This window comes from Streptomyces sp. NPDC048353 (assembly GCF_055587165.1).
Genome location: NZ_JBVJGU010000004.1, coordinates 623,526 through 640,576 on the forward strand (window position 1 = coordinate 623,526; position 17,051 = coordinate 640,576).

12 protein-coding genes are annotated in these 17,051 nt (G+C 72.6%); 7 read left to right on the forward strand and 5 right to left on the reverse strand.

Annotated elements, in window-relative coordinates; genetic code table 11:
- Positions 1 to 133: 133 nt before the first annotated feature.
- The 3 genes from ACZ6RC_RS17975 to ACZ6RC_RS17985 all read right to left on the reverse strand — a co-directional run bounded on the left by ACZ6RC_RS17975 (position 134) and on the right by ACZ6RC_RS17985 (position 4,760).
- A complete protein-coding gene (locus ACZ6RC_RS17975) occupies positions 134 to 3,196 on the reverse strand; it encodes a LuxR C-terminal-related transcriptional regulator (protein ID WP_469584027.1) in 3,063 nt (1,020 codons plus the stop codon).
- Positions 3,197 to 3,313: 117 nt separating this feature from the next.
- On the reverse strand, positions 3,314 to 4,276 hold the full coding sequence (gene bdeA / locus ACZ6RC_RS17980) for a bis(hydroxyethyl) terephthalate hydrolase (RefSeq protein WP_391137029.1): 963 nt from the start codon (positions 4,274 to 4,276) through the stop codon (positions 3,314 to 3,316).
- Between the two features lie 256 nt (positions 4,277 to 4,532).
- A complete protein-coding gene (locus tag ACZ6RC_RS17985) occupies positions 4,533 to 4,760 on the reverse strand; it encodes a DUF5133 domain-containing protein (RefSeq protein ID WP_391137026.1) in 228 nt (75 codons plus the stop codon).
- Positions 4,761 to 5,047: 287 nt separating this feature from the next.
- Between ACZ6RC_RS17985 and ACZ6RC_RS17990 the strand changes: the two genes are divergently transcribed.
- From ACZ6RC_RS17990 to ACZ6RC_RS18005, 4 genes are all read left to right on the forward strand, one after another.
- Positions 5,048 to 9,073, forward strand: a complete 4,026-nt coding sequence (locus ACZ6RC_RS17990; RefSeq protein ID WP_469584032.1) for a HAMP domain-containing protein — start codon at positions 5,048 to 5,050, stop codon at positions 9,071 to 9,073.
- A 106-nt stretch (positions 9,074 to 9,179) separates the two neighbouring features.
- Positions 9,180 to 11,723: a SpoIIE family protein phosphatase gene (locus tag ACZ6RC_RS17995; RefSeq protein ID WP_469584036.1), complete on the forward strand. Its 2,544-nt coding sequence runs from the start codon at positions 9,180 to 9,182 to the stop codon at positions 11,721 to 11,723.
- Positions 11,724 to 11,799: 76 nt separating this feature from the next.
- The gene (locus ACZ6RC_RS18000; RefSeq protein WP_391137017.1) at positions 11,800 to 12,168 is read left to right on the forward strand and encodes an STAS domain-containing protein; all 369 of its coding nucleotides are present in this window, start codon (positions 11,800 to 11,802) and stop codon (positions 12,166 to 12,168) included.
- Between the two features lie 37 nt (positions 12,169 to 12,205).
- Positions 12,206 to 13,396, forward strand: coding sequence for a PP2C family protein-serine/threonine phosphatase (locus tag ACZ6RC_RS18005; protein WP_469584040.1), 1,191 nt, complete (start codon positions 12,206 to 12,208; stop codon positions 13,394 to 13,396).
- A gap of 168 nt (positions 13,397 to 13,564) precedes the next feature.
- Here the strand turns inward: ACZ6RC_RS18005 and ACZ6RC_RS18010 are convergent, their stop codons facing one another.
- On the reverse strand, positions 13,565 to 14,071 hold the full coding sequence (locus tag ACZ6RC_RS18010; RefSeq protein ID WP_391137009.1) for a MarR family winged helix-turn-helix transcriptional regulator: 507 nt from the start codon (positions 14,069 to 14,071) through the stop codon (positions 13,565 to 13,567).
- A gap of 12 nt (positions 14,072 to 14,083) precedes the next feature.
- Positions 14,084 to 14,377, reverse strand: coding sequence for a hypothetical protein (locus ACZ6RC_RS18015; protein WP_469584043.1), 294 nt, complete (start codon positions 14,375 to 14,377; stop codon positions 14,084 to 14,086).
- A 99-nt stretch (positions 14,378 to 14,476) separates the two neighbouring features.
- Here ACZ6RC_RS18015 and ACZ6RC_RS18020 point away from each other — a divergent pair, with 99 nt between their 5' ends.
- The 3 genes from ACZ6RC_RS18020 to ACZ6RC_RS18030 all read left to right on the forward strand — a co-directional run bounded on the left by ACZ6RC_RS18020 (position 14,477) and on the right by ACZ6RC_RS18030 (position 16,938).
- The gene (locus tag ACZ6RC_RS18020) at positions 14,477 to 15,358 is read left to right on the forward strand and encodes a PP2C family protein-serine/threonine phosphatase (RefSeq protein ID WP_469584046.1); all 882 of its coding nucleotides are present in this window, start codon (positions 14,477 to 14,479) and stop codon (positions 15,356 to 15,358) included.
- Between the two features lie 136 nt (positions 15,359 to 15,494).
- A complete protein-coding gene (locus ACZ6RC_RS18025) occupies positions 15,495 to 15,938 on the forward strand; it encodes an ATP-binding protein (protein WP_453616741.1) in 444 nt (147 codons plus the stop codon).
- Positions 15,939 to 16,128: 190 nt separating this feature from the next.
- On the forward strand, positions 16,129 to 16,938 hold the full coding sequence (locus ACZ6RC_RS18030) for an RNA polymerase sigma factor SigF (RefSeq protein ID WP_391136996.1): 810 nt from the start codon (positions 16,129 to 16,131) through the stop codon (positions 16,936 to 16,938).
- Positions 16,939 to 17,051: the final 113 nt, after the last annotated feature.

Below are 17,051 nucleotides of genomic sequence, written 5' to 3' on the forward strand. Positions count from 1 at the left end.
TTTCCAGGCATTCGCTCCCCGATCGCCTTCCCGCCGTGGCCGAGGTGACACACGAGCGTACGGCCGTATGCGAGGACGGGCCGCGGCAGGGGGTGCCGGGACGCCCCGCTCCCCGCCGCATCGGGCCCCCGGATCACCGCCCCTCCACCCCCCTCGCCGCCCGGCTCAGCACCCCCGACAGCTCGACGCGCGAGCGGACGCCCAGACGGGCGAAGACGTTCCGCAGGTGGTGGTCGACGGTCCTGGGGCTGATGGACAGCCGGTCGGCGATCTCCCGGTTGGTCGCCCCCTCCGAGGCCAGCGCGGCGATGCGCTGCTGCTGGGGCGTCAGCTCCTCCGGCGCCGCCGCCCCGCTCGCACCCGCCGCCGCCCCGCCCGTGGCCCGCAGTTCCGCCCGTGCCTGGTCGGCCCAGATCCCGGCGGCCGCCCGCTCGAAGGTGACGAGCGCGTCGCTCAGCGGCCCACGCGCCTCCAGCGAACGCCTGCGCCGACGAAGCCATTTGCCGTACGCGAGGAGGGTCCTGGCCCGCTCGAAGTCGTTGCCGGACGCGTCGTGCCGGCGCATCGCCTCGCCGTACCAGTACGCCGAGTCCTCCGGCGCGGTCAGCAGCGCACGGCAGCGGGCCAGTTGCGCCGGCGCCTGCGGGTCGACCCCCTGGGCCGCCCACACCGCGAACTCCTCGGCCGCGAGGCGGGCTTCGGCGGACCGGCCCGTCGAGTCGGCCGCCTCCACGAAGCACGGAACGGCGAGCATACGGAGGGCGAAGTGACCGGAGCGGGGGCCAGGCAGCACCAGGTGCGCCAGGCGCGCGGCGGACTGGGCGGCGAGACCCCGGCCCAGTTCCGCGCGGGCCAGGGCCCATTCGGCGAGCGTGGCCGCCTGCGCCAGACCGTGGCCGCGCGCCACGGCCAGCGCCCGCCCGGCGTGGTCCTCGACGGACTCGACATCGCCGGCGACCGATGCCACCAGGGCCAGGACGGCGTGCTGGTGGGCGGCGACATTGTGCTGACCGGTCAGTTCCGCCGCCCGCAGCCCCTCCCGCGCGTGCGTACCGGCCCGGCCGTGGCGCCCGGCCCGCAACTCCGCATAGGCGAGGTGCTCCAGCACGCGGGGGATCATGGCGTCGCGCCCCTCGGCACGGACCCGGGCGAGGGCCCGGCCATAGACCCGGGCCGCCGCCGCCATGTCCCCGATCACCAGAGCGGCCGACCCCGCCCGCAGCAGCGACCGCGGCTCGTCCGCGGCGCCGTCCCGCGCCACGACCCGGGCGAGCGGCCCTCGGGCCTCACCCAACCGGGCGGAAAGAGCCGCCCGCATCCCCTCCGTGAAATCCCGCTCTCCGTCGTCGGACCACTCCGGGCCGCTCACCGAGGCGCTGCCGGGGGCTGCCCTCGGGGGGCGGACGGCGACCGGGATAGGACCTCCGTACGGGGCGTCGGCGGCCGGGTCGCGGCCCGTGTCCGGGTCGACGGCGAGGTGGTGGCCGCCCCGGCCGGAGGTCCGCCGGCCGTCGACGTCCCGGTTGACGGCCGAGACCCTGCCGGAGCCGCCGGCCGGGGTGTCGCCCCGGTGGCCGTCTTCCGCGCGGGGCCCGCGAGCGTGTCCGTCTTCCGTGCCGGCCCGGCGAGCGTGGCCGTTGTCGCCGTCGCCGTCGCCGTCGCCGTCGCCGTCGCCGTCGCCGTCGCCGTGCCGCCCGAGCGCACCGCCACCGTCCGGGGCGGGGGCGGCGACCCACGCCCCGCCGTCGTCGCTGCTGCCGCTGCTGTCGCTGCTGTCGCAGTCGTCGCCGGTGTCGTGCGGGCCCGTGGTCTCCCCGACGCTATCGGCGGCCAAGGCGGTCAGGCAGGCGGCCGGATCGCCCGCCGCCCAGGCGGCCTCCATCGCGAGGAAGCGGGCGTCGGCGGCCTCCAGGGGTGCGGCGGAGCGCAGCAGGTCGGAGGCCAGGAGCAGGGCCTGGTGAGCGTTGCCCACCGGGCCGTCGGCGAGGTCGGCCAGGCCTCGCAGCAGTTCGGCCCGGCCGCGTACGACGTCCGGCAGCGCGCGCACTTCCTCGGCGGCGTGCAGGCGGTCCTGGCGGTGACTCAGCGCCCGCAGGAGGGGGAAGGCCTCCGGCCCCGCCGCCCGGCGCGCGCCGCCTCCGGCCCCGCGCGCCTCCGCCGCGTCCGACGGAGGGGCGAACAGCGCTCCGGCGGAGCGGCGCCAGGCCGCCGGTGCCACCGCGAGCACCGCGGACCGCAGGAAGGGGTCCTCGAAGCGCAGCGCGGAACGCGCACCGCCGAGGAGCCCGTCCGCGAGGAGCCCGTCCAGCGCCTCCGGCGACGTGCGCGTGGCCCGGGCGGAGGCCAGGACGGCGTCCGCCTCCACCGTCGGCCGCGCCGAGGCGTCCGGGCCGGCCGCCTCGCCCGCGACGGCCACGAGCGACAGCAGCCGTCTGCTCTCGACCGGCAACGAGTCGAGGAGCCCGCCGTAGACCTCGATCAGCACCGAGCCGTCGATCAGGGGGCGGGGGAGGGGAGCCTCCCCGGCGAGCTGCGCGGCCGAGAGCCGCCGGGCCGTGGCGGCCAGGACACCGGGATGGCCTTCGGCCTCCCGGAGCAGCCGGGCCCGCACGGGTGGAGCCACCGCGCGGCGGCCGAGGTCGTCGAGGAGGCGGCCCGCGCCCTCCGGGCCCAGCGGCCCCAGCCGTACCACCGGCGCGCCCGGCACGTCCGGGGGCCGGTGATGACGGGCGTAGGACACGAGCCAGCCCATACCCGCCGGCTCCCCGCCGCCCCGCAACGCCGAGGCCAGCGCGGCGCGCGAGTGGGCGTCCCACAGATGATGGTCGTCCACGCACAGCAGCAGGGGCCGCCCGGGCGCGAGCTCCGCCACCGCCGCGCCGACCCCCTCTTCCCCCCGGGCGACGCGCAGGGCCCGCCGGGCCGCCGACGGGCCCGGGCCGAACGCTGCCAGCAGCGAGCGCACACCGCTCCACGGCACCCGCTTGCCGGGCGGCGACAGGACCAGCAGGGCCGTACCGGCGAAACACCGCGCCGCGTGGCGCAGCAGGGCCGTGCGACCCGTGCCCGGGCCGCCGGTGACGAGCAGAACACCGTTCGCCCCGGCGCCGATACGGGCCGAAAGGGCCTCCACGGCGGCGAGTTCGTGCGTGCGGCCGTGCAGACCGGTGGCCGCCGGGCTCGTCCCTCCGCTCACAGCCGTCACGTTACTGCGCCGTAGCCTACGGGCACAGCCCCCGGGCGCGGACCGGTGGTTCCCGGCCCACACCCGGGGGCGCGGCTCTGTGAGCCCGCACAGCGGGCGGACGGGACGTCAGGAATGCGGGCAGGTGCCCCGGTACTCCTCGATCGTCAGACTGGGCCGGGGTGCCGGGCAGAGGAACTGCTCGTAGCGGGTGTCGTTGTCGATGAACCGCTTGAGCCAGGAGACGCTGTACTTCGCGATCGTCGTGTTCGCCGTGTTCGGGGTGAAGTGCGTGGCGCCGTTGAGCTCCAGGTACGCCTTGTCGAGCGAGCTCGGCAGGCTCTCGTAGAACGGCTCGGAGTGCGAGCCGACGGACGCCACCGTGTCGCCGTCCGCGCCGATGACGAGCGTCGGCGTCGAGATCTCGGGCCAGGTCTTGTCCGTGTTCCAGCCGGTGAGCGGGATCGCGGCCTGCAGCGAAGGCCTGCTCTTGGCCGCCTCGAGCGTGCCTCCGCCACCCATCGAGTGCCCCATCACCCCGAGCCGGGTGCTGTCGATCCGGCCCCGCACGGAGCTGCGCTGGGTGAGGTAGTCGAGCGCGGCGAGGAGCTGCCGGCCGCGGCTGTCCGGCTGGTCGAGGGTCGTGTTGGTGTCGATGGTGAAGACGACGAAGCCCTGCGAGGCGAGCCGGGGCCCGAGCCAGGCGATGGACGACTGGTACGCGGTGAACCCGGGCGAGATCACCACGGCCCCGAAGGTCCCGTCGGCGGTCGAGGTGGGGTAGTAGACGGTGCCGCCGCCGAAGCCGGTGACGGCCAGGGAGGAGACGCTCGTCTCGGAGACGGAGTAGGGCCCGCGCAGCGCCTCGATGCTGGCGACGCTCGGGGCGGGGCCGCGCTCGTAGGGGTTGTCCGCGGCCCGGGCGCCGGGGGCGGTGAGCACGGTCAGGCAGCAGACGGCCGCGGCGGCGGCGAGGTGTCGTTTCACGACGGAGTCGTCCTCTCGTGTCGTGTACGGCCGCCGCCGGGGAGACGGGAGCGGCCGTGGAGTGACTGGCCCGGTCACTGTCCGGGCCACGAGAGACGAAGACATCGGCAGAATCACCGGTCTCCGGTGTCACCGCCCACACGCGGGGACGAAGCCGACCGCCCGTGACGGGACGCGGCCGAGCGTTCGTGCAACGAAGCCGACCGCCCGTGTCGCGACGCGAGCGATCGTTCATGTGATGAATCCGACTGTCAGCCCCCCGGCCGGAGGCCGAGAGGCGCCCCCCGTCCTCGAAAGACCCCGTGCACCACGAAGCCGGCACACCCCCCGCTCAGGGTGTGCCGGCTTCGGTCCGCCCGATTCAGGCCATCAGCACCGAGTCGTCCTTCGTGCGCGCGCCCGGCAGGCGGTGCCGGGCGGCGATCAGCGCCGCGTCCACATCTCGCGTGCCGGTGGAGACGCACAGCGTGTACGCGATGTCGTCCATCCGCTGCCGTACCTCCTCGCTCCCGTCCTCGGCATGGAGCATCCTCAGCGTCGTGTACTGCTCGATGAGGTTGCTCAGGACCGCGGGATGGGCCATCAACACTGTGGGTCTCCCCTCGCCGTCAGGGCGCCGACCGCCCGGTTCGATCCGCCGCGTACCCCCGCTTCCGGCATCCATGCGCGCCGAAGGGAGGGGTCCGGATAGCGTCGGTCCGCTTCCGTGATTCACTACCGTCTCCCTCTGGACGATCACGGGGGGAGTAGTCTCCTGTTTATTGCCGTACGACAACGGTCCGATCCGGAGCCGTACGGGAGGGGCCGAGGCCCGGCGCGGAGGACCGTGCCGGCCCGGACCCTCGGAAGTGTCGGTGAAGCCAACGAGGATGGATCATGTCCAAGACGACGATCGACGGTTCCTCGGCGGCCCGGCGGCCAGGACCGGCCGCGGTGGGGGAGCCGGAACTGCGCCAGCTGCTGGCCGGCCTGACCGCCGTGCGTGACGGTGACTTCGGCACCCGGCTGCCGGACGACGCCAACGGCCTCATGGGCGAGATCTCCGCCGTCTTCAACGGCATGGTCGACCAGCTTTCCCTCTTCACCTCCGAGGTCACCCGCGTCTCCCGCGAGGTCGGCACGGAGGGCACCCTCGGCGGCCAGGCCGTGGTCCCCGGCGTCTCGGGCACGTGGGCCGATCTCACCGACTCCGTGAACGCCATGGCCGGCAACCTCACCCGGCAGGTCCGCGACATCGCCCAGGTCGCCACCGCCGTGGCCAAGGGAGATCTGTCCCAGAAGATCGACGTGGACGCCCGGGGCGAGATCCTGGAGCTGAAGAACACCATCAACACGATGGTCGACCAGCTCTCCTCCTTCGCCGACGAGGTCACCAGGATGGCCCGCGACGTCGGCACCGAGGGCATCCTCGGGGGTCAGGCCGACGTCAAGGGCGTCTCCGGCACCTGGCGCGACCTGACCGACTCCGTCAACTCCATGGCCGGGAACCTCACCGCCCAGGTCCGCTCCATCGCCCAGGTCGCCACCGCCGTGGCCAAGGGCGACCTCTCGCAGAAGGTGAGCGTCGACGCCCGGGGCGAGATCCGGGAGCTGAAGGAGACCATCAACACGATGGTCGACCAGCTGTCGGCCTTCGCCGACGAGGTGACCCGCGTCGCCCGCGAGGTCGGCACCGAGGGCAACCTCGGCGGCCAGGCCACCGTCCGCGGCGCCTCCGGCACCTGGAAGGACCTCACCGACAACGTCAACGTCATGGCGTCCAACCTCACCGGGCAGGTGCGTTCGATCGCCCAGGTCGCCACCGCCGTCGCCCGCGGCGACCTGTCCCGCCGGATCACGGTGGAGGCCAAGGGCGAGGTCGCCGCGCTCGCCGACACCATCAACACCATGGTCGACACGCTGTCGGCGTTCGCCGACGAGGTGACCCGCGTCGCCCGGGAGGTCGGCACGGAAGGCAGACTCGGCGGCCAGGCGCGGGTGCCGAACGTCGCCGGCACGTGGAAGGACCTCACCGACAACGTCAACTCGATGGCGAACAACCTCACCGGCCAGGTCCGCAACATCGCCCAGGTCACCACCGCCGTCGCCAACGGCGACCTGTCGAAGAAGATCGACGTCGACGCCCGGGGCGAGATCCTGGAGCTGAAGACGACCATCAACACAATGGTCGACCAGTTGTCCTCGTTCGCCGCCGAGGTCACCCGCGTCGCCCGCGAGGTCGGCAGCGAGGGCCGGCTCGGCGGCCAGGCCGAGGTCGAGGGTGTCTCCGGCACCTGGAAGCGGCTCACCGAGAACGTCAACGAACTCGCCGGGAACCTCACCCGCCAGGTCCGCGCCATCGCCGAGGTCGCCAGCGCGGTCGCCGAGGGCGACCTCACCCGTTCGATCACCGTCGACGCCTCCGGCGAGGTCGCCGAGCTCAAGGACAACATCAACTCCATGGTCGGCTCGCTGCGCGAGACCACCCGGGCCAACCAGGAACAGGACTGGCTCAAGTCCAGCCTCGCCCGGATCTCCGCACTGATGCAGGGCCACCGCGACCTGTCAGTCGTCGCCGAACTCGTCATGGACGAGCTGACCCCCCTCGTCCGCGCCCAGTTCGGCGCCTTCTACCTCGCCGAGGAAGGCCCCGGAGGTGTCGAGCTCGGGCTCGTCGGCTCCTACGGCCGCCCCGCCGGCAGCTCCGAGGAGCGCCGCTTCCGGCTGGGCGAGTCCCTCGTCGGCCAGGCCGCCCGCAGCCGCCGGGTCATCGCCGCCGACGAGGTCCCCGGCGACTACGTCTCCATCTCCTCCGGCCTCGGCCAGACCGCCCGCGGCAGCCTGATCGTGCTCCCCATCGTGGTCGAGGACCAGGTCCTCGGCGCGATCGAGCTGCTCTCGTTCACGCCGTTCACCTCCGTGCACCGGGACTTCCTGGAACAGCTCATGGAGACCGTCGGCGTCAACGTCAGCACCATCGTGGCCAACGCCCGCACCGACGAACTCCTCGGCGAGTCGCAGCGGCTCGCCGACGAACTGCGCGCCCGGTCCGAGGAGCTCCAGGTGCAGCAGGAGGAGCTGCAGCGCTCCAACGCCGAGCTGGAGGACAAGGCGGCCCTGCTGGCCTCCCAGAACCGCGACATCGAGGCCAAGAACCTGGAGATCGAGCAGGCGCGCCAGGAGCTGGAGGACCGCGCCCAGCAGCTCTCCCTCGCCTCCAAGTACAAGTCCGAGTTCCTCGCCAACATGAGCCACGAGCTGCGCACCCCGCTCAACAGCCTGCTCATCCTGGCCCAGCTGCTCGCCCAGAACCCCACCCGCAACCTCACCGCCAAGCAGGTCGAGTACGCGGGCATCATCCACTCCGCCGGCTCCGATCTGCTCCAGCTGATCAACGACATCCTCGACCTGTCCAAGGTCGAGGCCGGCAAGATGGACCTCAACCCGGAGCGGGTCCAGCTGCGCCAGCTCCTCGACTACGTCGAGGCGACGTTCCGGCCGCTCACCACCCAGAAGAACCTCGCCTTCGGCATCTCCACCGCGCCCGGCGTCCCGGTCGACCTCGTCACCGACGACACCCGGCTGCGCCAGGTGCTGCGCAACCTCCTCTCCAACGCCGTCAAGTTCACCGAACGCGGCAGCGTGCACCTCAGCATCGAACCGGCCGCGGACCACGAACTGCCCGGCACGGTGCACCGCGGCGGCGCCGTGGTCGCCTTCCGGGTGAAGGACACCGGCATCGGCATCGCCCACCAGCACCTGGAGGCGATCTTCGGCGCCTTCCAGCAGGCCGACGGGACGACCAACCGCAAGTACGGCGGCACGGGCCTCGGCCTGTCCATCAGCCGGGAGATCGCCTATCTCCTCGGTGGCGCCCTGACCGCCGACAGCGAACCGGGCGAGGGCAGCACCTTCACCCTCTACCTGCCCGTCGCCCGGGCCGACTTCCAGGCGCAGACCGCCCACGAGACCGGGGCGCCGGACAACGACGGCGAACCCGGCGCGATCGAGGAGAGCTCCGGCCGTCCTGCCCGCGCCGCGCTGCCCCCCATCCCGCAGCCGCGCCAGCCGCGCCGCCTGCTCGTCATCGAGGAGCGCTCCCGCGGTCTGCTGTCGCTGGTCGCCGAGAACTCCGTCGCCGAACTGACCGACAGCCGGGACCTCACCGACCAGGCGGACATCGAGGTGATCGCCGCCGTGGGCCCCCAGGAGGCGGCGACCGCCCTCGCCACCCAGCCGTTCCACTGCGTCGTCCTCGAACTCGACATGGCGGACAACGAAGCCCTGCACTTCCTCGACGCCATGGACGGCGACGCCGCCCTGCGGACCGTCCCCGTGCTCGCCCACAACAACCGCAGGCTCGCCGCCGAACACGAGCGGACCCTCCAGGCACGCGCCCGGAAGCGGCCCCTGGAGCTGCTGTCCAGCCTGGACGAACTCCGCGAACGGATCGCCCTGCACCTGCTCGCCGACCAGCCCGGCGACGTCGTCCCCCTGCTCCGCGGCGAGCAGCGGCAGCACGCCCCGCACACGGTCGACGGCGCTCTGCACGGCCGCACGGTCCTCGTCGTCGACGACGACGCCCGCAACCTCTACGCCCTGAGCGGCATCCTGGAGCTGCACGGCATCGAGGTCCTGCACGCCGAGAACGGCCGCAAGGGGATCGAGGCACTCGCCGCGCACCCCGACATCGACCTGATCCTGATGGACGTGATGATGCCCGAGATGGACGGTTACGCCGCCACAGCCAGCATCCGGCAGATGCCCGCCTACGCCGGACTGCCGATCGTCGCCGTCACCGCCAAGGCCATGCCCGGGGACCGGGAGAAGAGCCTGGCCTCCGGCGCGAGCGACTACGTCACCAAGCCCGTGGACGCCGACGACCTCATCGCCTGCATCCGCCGCTGGCTCCGCGACGACTAGCCCGCCCCGACGGCGCGACGGGCCAGTCCCGTACGCTCCGTGCCGCCCGTCCCGTAGCCCCGCATCCGTCCACGGCCCCAGGCCGTCACACCCGAGGAGTCCCCGCATGAGTGCTCCCCCCGACCACGGTGGAGACCCCGCCGGAGGTCTCCACGGGGACGGTACGGCGCCGGTCACGACCGGCTCCGTCCCCGCGACGCACCGCCCCGAGGCAGGGGCGGGCACGGTGCCGGTGCCCCGGAACACGGCCGAGACCGAGCCGTACGGCGCCCCCGCGCCCTTCGCCGTACCCACCGACGAGGACGCCGTGGCGGCGCACCACTCCACCGTCGGCCGACTCGCTGCGACGGTGGAACGGCTCCGCGGCGAGGTACGGGCCGCGCACGCCGCCGCGGACGGGCGCGCCCTGGTCGAGCTCGCCAAGGGCATCATCGTCGAGCGGCTGCGCTGCGGTCCGGCGCAGGCCGCCCGGCAGCTCGCCGAACTCGCCGCCCAGGCCGGGCTTTCCCCGCTGGAACTGGCCGCCGACATCATCAACCAGGCCGCCCACGACCAGGTCGCCGAGGTCGCCGAGGACTTCGTCCGGCGGGTGGTGAGCGAAGAGGACACCGACAGCGGCCCCGAGCCGTCCGTCGCCGTACGGCTGCGCACGGCCGAGAGCGCCGCGCTGAACGCCGGCGACACGCAGACGGTGGCCGAGTCCCTGCTGGCGCACGCCCTCGCCCCCCTGGGGGCCACGGCCGTCGCCGTCTGGACCGCCGGCGCCGACGCCTCGTTCACCCTCTCCGGCCACGCCGGCTTCGGCACCGACGAATCCGCCCGCTGGCGCTACGTACCGCCGGGCGTCGGCACCGTCGCGCGCCAGGCCCTCACCGAGCGCCGCACCGTCTGGTTCCCCTCGCTCGCGGCCGCCGGGACCCCCTCCATCGGGCACGCCCGCAACCCGGAGGGCGGCAGGGTCGCGGTGCCCGCCGGCACCGGCGGACGGATTCTCGGCGTCCTGGAGATCTGCTGGCCCCACCCGCTCGGCCCGCAGCCCCAGGCCGTGGAGCGGCAGCTCGAAGCCCTGGCCGAGCTGTGCGCCCACACCATCGACAGCCTCCCCGCCGACCCCCCGGCGACGCCGCCGAACCCCTCGGGCATCTCCGAACTCGTGGACCTCTCGGACGGCCTCTACGACCCGGCGCTCGTCCTCACCCCGCACCTCGACGGCGAGGGCCGGCTCAGCGACTTCCGCATCCGGCACGCCAACGACCACTTCCAGGACCCTTCGGGCCGGCCCCGGGGCGCCGTCGACGGCGCCCTGCTCCTGGAGGCGTACCCCACCGCCGCCGGCGAGGGCGAACTCTTCGACCGGATCGAGCGCGTCTACGCCACCGGCGAGCCCTTCCGCGCCCGCCGCGCGCCGCTTACCTCGCTCGTCGACCAGGTGGCCCTCGCCTCCACCGCCGACCTCAGCATCAGCCGGCACGGCGGCGGCGTGCTGCTGATCTGGCGCATCGAGGACGAGGCCGCATGCCTCGCCAGCCTGCTCCAGCACGCCCAGCGCCTCGGCCGCCTCGGCGGCTTCGAGGAGAACGTCCTGACCGGCGAGATCACCTGGAACGGGCAGCTCTTCGACCTGTACGGGCGCGATCCCGTCGAGTCGCCGGTGTCCCTGCGCGAGCTGACCTCGCACGCCCACCCGGACGACGCCGTCGCCATCGGCCGCTTCCTCCAGGCCGTGCTGCGGCACCGGCGCGCGACCTCGACCGCCTTCCGTCTGATGCGCCCGGACGGGGTGACCCGCCACATGCGGGTGATCGCGGAGCCCGTCCTCGGCCCGGACGGCCGTCTGCTGGCCGTGCGCGGCGCCTACCAGGACATCTCCTCGCAGCACTGGACCGAGGTCGCCCTGGCGGCCACCCGCGACCAGCTCGCCTTCACCGAGCAGGAGGCCGCGGAGCGCAACCGTCTGACCCTCCAGCTGCAGCACGCGATCATGCCCCCCACGCGGGGCCCGCTCGACGCCCCCGGCCTGCAGATCGCGGTGCGCTACCGCCCCGCCGAGACGGAGTCGCTGGTCGGCGGCGACTGGTACGACGCCGTCGTGCTGCCGTCCAAGAAGATACTGCTGTGCGTAGGGGACATCGCGGGCCACGGGGTCGAGGCCGCCACCGGCATGGTGGTCCTGCGCAACGCGATGCGCGGCCTGGCTGTTACCGGCGCGGGCCCTGCCCAGCTGCTCTCCTGGCTCAACATCGTGGCGCACCACCTCACCGAACAGGTCACGGCGACCGCCGTCTGCGGCGTCTTCGACCCCGAGACCCGCACCCTGCGCTGGGCCAGGGCCGGGCACCTGCCCCCCGTCCTGGTGCGCGGCTCGGGCGCCACCACGCTGCCCCTGCTCAAAGGCGTCCTGCTCGGCGCCCTGGCGGAGGCCGAGTACGAGGAGGCGGAGGTCCAGCTGGAGGCGCAGGACACCGTCCTGATGTACACCGACGGTCTCGTCGAGCGGCGGGACACCGCCGTGCACGAGTCCCTCGCCCAGCTCCTCGCCACCGCCCAGGCCCCGGCCGACTCGCTGGAACGCCGGCTCGACTCCCTGCTGACGCAGAGCAAGTCCGACACCGACGACGACACCTGTCTGATCGGCGTACGGGTCGTCTGACCCCGGTTCGTCACCCCCCGCGGCCCGCCGAACACGCGGGTCCGTCCCCCTCACTCCCTGCACCGAAAAGAGGACCATGCCCCAGCCGGAACCCAACCTGGACGTCGAGGTCGAGATCCTCGACGACACCACGGCCGTCCTGTCCGTGGGCGGTGAGCTCGACATCGAGACCGCCACCCTGCTCCACCACCACCTCGCCAACCAGTTCCTGCACGGCCGCCGCCACCTGGTCATGGACCTGTCGCGGCTGGCGTTCATGGACTCCTCCGGCCTGAACGTCCTGATCAGGGCGGCGCGCGACGCCCGTGAGGCGGGCGGCGACCTGCATCTCGTAGCGCCGACCCCGGCCGTACGGCGCATCCTGGAGATCACGGGCCTGACGATGACGACGCCCCTGCACACCGATGTGGCGGAGGCGCTGACGGCCGCCCGCCGGGCCGGGTAGCACCGGGCCGGGCGGACAGAGGAAGAAGCAGGAGCACGTGGACGAGATCGCCGTTGTCGAGCAGGCGCTGCGCCGGGCAGCGCCGCACATGCTGATGAGCGTCGTGGAGGAGGCGCTGCGGACGTACTACGGCGCTCAGGAAGTGGAACTCCGTCTGGCCGACTACGGCCTGCGCTCCCTCCAGCTGGTCGGAAGCCATCCGCACACCATCCAGCCGCTGCCGATCCACAGCAGCCCGCAGGGCCGGGCCTTCGGCTCCCAGGAGGCGTACGTCACGGAGTCGGCCGACTCGGTCGCGGCGCACCTGCCGGTCACCATCAGGGGGGACCGGATGGGCGTCCTGACGGTCACGGCCGCCAAGGACCACGACCTCGTCCCGCAACTGCCCGAGCTGCAGCACATCTGCGAGGCCCTGGGCCACGAGATCCTGGTCGCCGAGCGCGACACCGACCTGTACGTCCTCGCGCGGCGGGCCGCCCGGCTGACGCTCGCCGCCGAGATGCAGTGGCAGCTTCTTCCCGGGCGTTCCTGCACCCGCCCCGAGTTCTCGCTCGGCGCACACCTGGAGCCGGCCTACGCGATCTTCGGGGACAACTACGACTGGTCCGCGTCGGCCGACCACCTCACCCTGACGGTCACCAACGGCATGGGGGAGGGCATCGAGGCCGCCCTGCTGACCAACCTCGCCATCAACGCGCTGCGCAACGCCCGCCGCGCCGGCCTCAGCCTCGTCGACCAGGCGATCCTGGCCGATCAGGCCGTGTACGCGCAGTACCGCGGCAGTGCCTACGTCTCCGCGCTGCTGCTGCGCTTCGACCTCACCACGGGTGATGTCGAAGCGGTCGACGCGGGGTCGCCCCGGCTGTGGCGGCTGCGCGAGCGCACGGTCGAGCCGGTCTCCTTCGAGGCCCAGCTTCCCCTGGGCATGTTCGAGGACACCGCCTACACCCCCGAGGGCTTCTCGGTCCGCCCCGGCGACCGGCTGCTGTTCGGCAGCGACGGCGTGTACGACGCGTCCTCGCCCGACGGCGAGAGCTACGGCGACCGGGCACTCGCCCGGGCGCTCACCTCGTCGCGGCTGCTGCCCCCCGCCCAGGTCCCACACGCGGTCCTGCGGCAGCTGTCGCAGTACCACGGGGACACGCCGCTCGAGGACGACGCGCTGGTGGTCTGCCTCGACTGGCGGGGGAGGGCCGAGGCCGTGGACGGTGTCCGCGAGGACGCCTGACGCACCGGTCCGCCCCTCGTCCTCGCCTGCCCGACCGGGTGTCAACAGTTGCCGTAGGGCAACTGTATCCTTGGGGCAACACGCCTGGCTCGTGCCCGGAGTGCACACGTCAGAGGCGACCAGAGGGTGACAAGTGGGGCGAGGGGGTGTCCGGTCGATCAGACCGGGTCAGGCGGAGTGGGCGTTGCGGAGCGTGGTGCTCCGCCGTGGTGGGGAGTTCTCCTTGTCCAACGCGTCCTGGAAGCCGGTGAGTCCGCGCAGGAGCGCCTTCCGGGTCGTCGGCGTCATGGCCGTGATGACGGCGAGCAGGGCCTCCTCGCGCTGGACGCGCAGGTCCCGCAGGTACGCCTTGCCCCGGACGGTCAGGTGCAGTTCGAGCTGGCGACGGCTGACCGGACTGGGCAGTCGCTGCACGAATCCCAGGGCCTCCAGCCGGTCGCACATGCGGCTCACCGAAGGCGGCGCGGAACCGAGCACCTCGCCCAGCGCGCGGAGGTTGATGCCCTCCTCGCGGTCCAGGCTGTAGAGCACGCGGAGCTGCGAGGCGGACACCGGAGTCGACGACACCATGTCCCTGCCTCGCTCCCACATCACCTCCAGGAGCTCGATGAGCTCCCGCGCTGCCTCCGTCGTCTCCTGCGGCTCCCGATGCGACGGGGCGGGGTTCGTGTCCATTACTGACACTCCTCAGGCGTCCGGGGCCGAGGGCGTCGGTCTCGCGACGCGCCGGTCATCAACATCTCTCCAGAAGGCGGTACGGATTCGGTGGATCGACGCTCGACAGTGGAACGCGCTCTGCGCGAAGCGCCGGCGCACCGCCTCCTGGACTCCCTCCGTATCGATCTGGCACAGCAGTTCGCCGCGTTCTCCGCCGACCTCCTGCTCGTCGACTACGGGCTCACGGAACTCCGTCCCGTCGAGCCCGTACAGGCCGCGGACGGGGCGCAGCCCCTGAGCGTGGAATCCGGGCCCGCGGGTCACGCCTACTCCACACAGCAACCATATCTTTTCGGGGGACACGGACCCACGGCGACTGCGTTCCTTCCTGTGACGGTTCGCGGCGATCGCTGTGGCGTTCTTGTGGTCGTCCTACCCTCGGACCGTCTGACACCCGAGTCCACCGCCGAGCTGGCGGCCGTCGCCGAGATGCTCGGACACGCCCTGCGCGTGGCCGACCGGCACACCGACCTCTACCGGCGCACGCGCCGGGCGCGCGCTCTCAGCATCACCGGCGAGATGCAGTGGGACCTGCTCCCCGGCAGGGCCTGCGTCGGGGAGGAGTTCGACCTCCACGCCTACTGGGAGCCGGCCTACACCTCCGGCGGGCACGTCCTGGACTGGTCCCTGACCGCGGACGAGCTGACGCTGGTCGTCGCCAACGGCGCCGGCCCCGACACCCAGGCCGTCCTCCTCAGCAACCTCGCCCTCAACGCCGTCCGCAACGCGCGCCGGGCCGGACTCGACGTCGTCGGTCAGGCGAGCCTGACGGACCAGGCGCTCTACGGCCAGCACCGGGGCGAGCGGACCCTCTCCGCCCTCCTGATGAGCTTCGCCCGCGCGACCGGGGAGGTGCGGGTCGTCGACGCGGGTTCGCCGACCGTGTGGCGGGCCCGTGGTGCCACGCCCGAGCGGCTCGACCTGGAGCGCCAGCTTCCGCTGGGCATGTTCGAGGACAGCGTCTACGTCACCCAGCGGCTGTGCGTCCTCCCGGGCGACCGGCTGGTCTTCGTCGCCTGCGACCGCGCCGAGCCCGCCGAGGCCGACGATGGTGCGCTCGACCGGGCGGTGAGCCGGGCGATCGCGGCCACTCGCCACCTGACCTGCGCGAACACACCCCGCGAGGTCGTCCGGGCCCTGCGTGCCTGCGGCGGCCCGACCCCCGACGACCTGCTCGTCCTCTGCCTGGACTGGCGCGGCCGCCCAGCGGCCGAGGGGCTTTCCTCAGCACCTGAAGAAGGGTGACGCGAGCCCCTCCGCAACCGCCTCACGGAGGTCCGCGTCCATATTTCTGGGGTGTGCACGGTATGGAACGGGCGCGCATGGGAAAATGCGCCGGACGGGACGAGGAGTGCGGCTGTCACGCCAGAGAGGAAGGGCGATGGGTGAGGTGATCGCCAGAAGAAGCAGGGTGTGCCGGCCATCGCTGTCCGCGAGCGTGGAGTACGAGAGCGCCGACGCGGGGGACGGCATGATCGCGTCGGCCCGCGACTTCACCGCCGACTTCCTCACCGCCGCACCCGCCGGAGGGGGCGGGACGGTCACCCGGGAGCGCGTCGACCTGGCGCGCCTGGTGGTCAGCGAACTGGTGACCAACGCCGTCCGGCACGCACCGGGACCCTGCCGGGTGCTCCTCGAACTGTTCGAGGACGCGCTGGAGATCTCGGTCTTCGACCAGGCGGACGTCTCACCCGTGCCGCGCGCCCCCGACCCCCGCCGCATCGGCCAGCACGGCGTCGAGATCGTCGTGGCGGTCTGCGAGAGCGTGAGCGTGGAGCCGCAGCCGACGGGGAAGCGCGTCCGGGCCCGTCTGTCCCTCGCGTGACACCCGCCGACATGGTGGACTGGGGCCGGTCGAAAAAATTTTCCGCCCGACGAGAATTTTCTGGCATGCCTCGTGAATGTGGGGGTAGGCGGGGCTCTCACGGGGGACAAAGAGCTGACGATGGACGAGGGAGGTCATCAGAGTGCCGACTGCGGTGACGACGGAGACGAGGGCCGGTGTCGATACGGGTATGGAGGACCTTCCCGTAATCGAGTCTCCCCGCAAGGTCGCTCCGAAGGACGCACGTGAGCTGTCGAAGGTCTTCTTCGACAAGCTGGCGGTACTGGAGGAGGGGACACACGAGTACCAGTACGCGCGTAACACGCTGATCGAGATGAACATGTCGCTCGTGCGCTACGCGGCCGGACGTTTCCGGGCCCGTGGCGACGAGATGGAGGACATCGTCCAGGTCGGCACCATCGGTCTGATCAAGGCCATCGACCGGTTCGACCTCTCCCGCGAGGTGGAGTTCACCAGCTTCGCCGTCCCCTACATCGTCGGTGAGATCAAGCGCTTCTTCCGGGACACCTCCTGGGCGGTCCACGTGCCGCGCAGGCTTCAGGAAGCCCGGGTCGAGCTGGCCAAGGCGACCGAGGAACTGAGCTCCCGCCTCGGGCGGGCGCCGAGCGTGGCCGAGCTGGCGACGCTGATGAACCTCTCGGAGGAAGAGGTCATCGAGGCCCGCATCGCCTCCAACGGCTACAACTCCACCTCGCTGGACGCAGCCGTCGGCCCGGACGGCGAGGACGGTGACGCGGCGCTCGCCGACTTCATCGGCGTGGAGGACCCGGCGCTCGAACTGTTCGAGAACTTCCACACCCTGGCACCGCTGCTCGTCGAGCTCGACGACCGCAGCCGCCGGATCCTGCACCTGCGCTTCGTGGAAGAGCTGACGCAGTCGGAGATCGGCAAGGAGCTCGGCATCTCCCAGATGCACGTCTCGCGCCTGCTCTCCCGCAACCTGGAACGCCTGCGCAAGGGCATGCTCGACCAGTCGTAGACACGGACCGTCGAGGAAATGTCCCAGCGGAACGGCCTCACCAACCCCCTTCTGGTGAGGCCGTTCCGTGCTGCGACAGCAACGCACAGCAGGGGAGAGCCCGCACAGTGAGG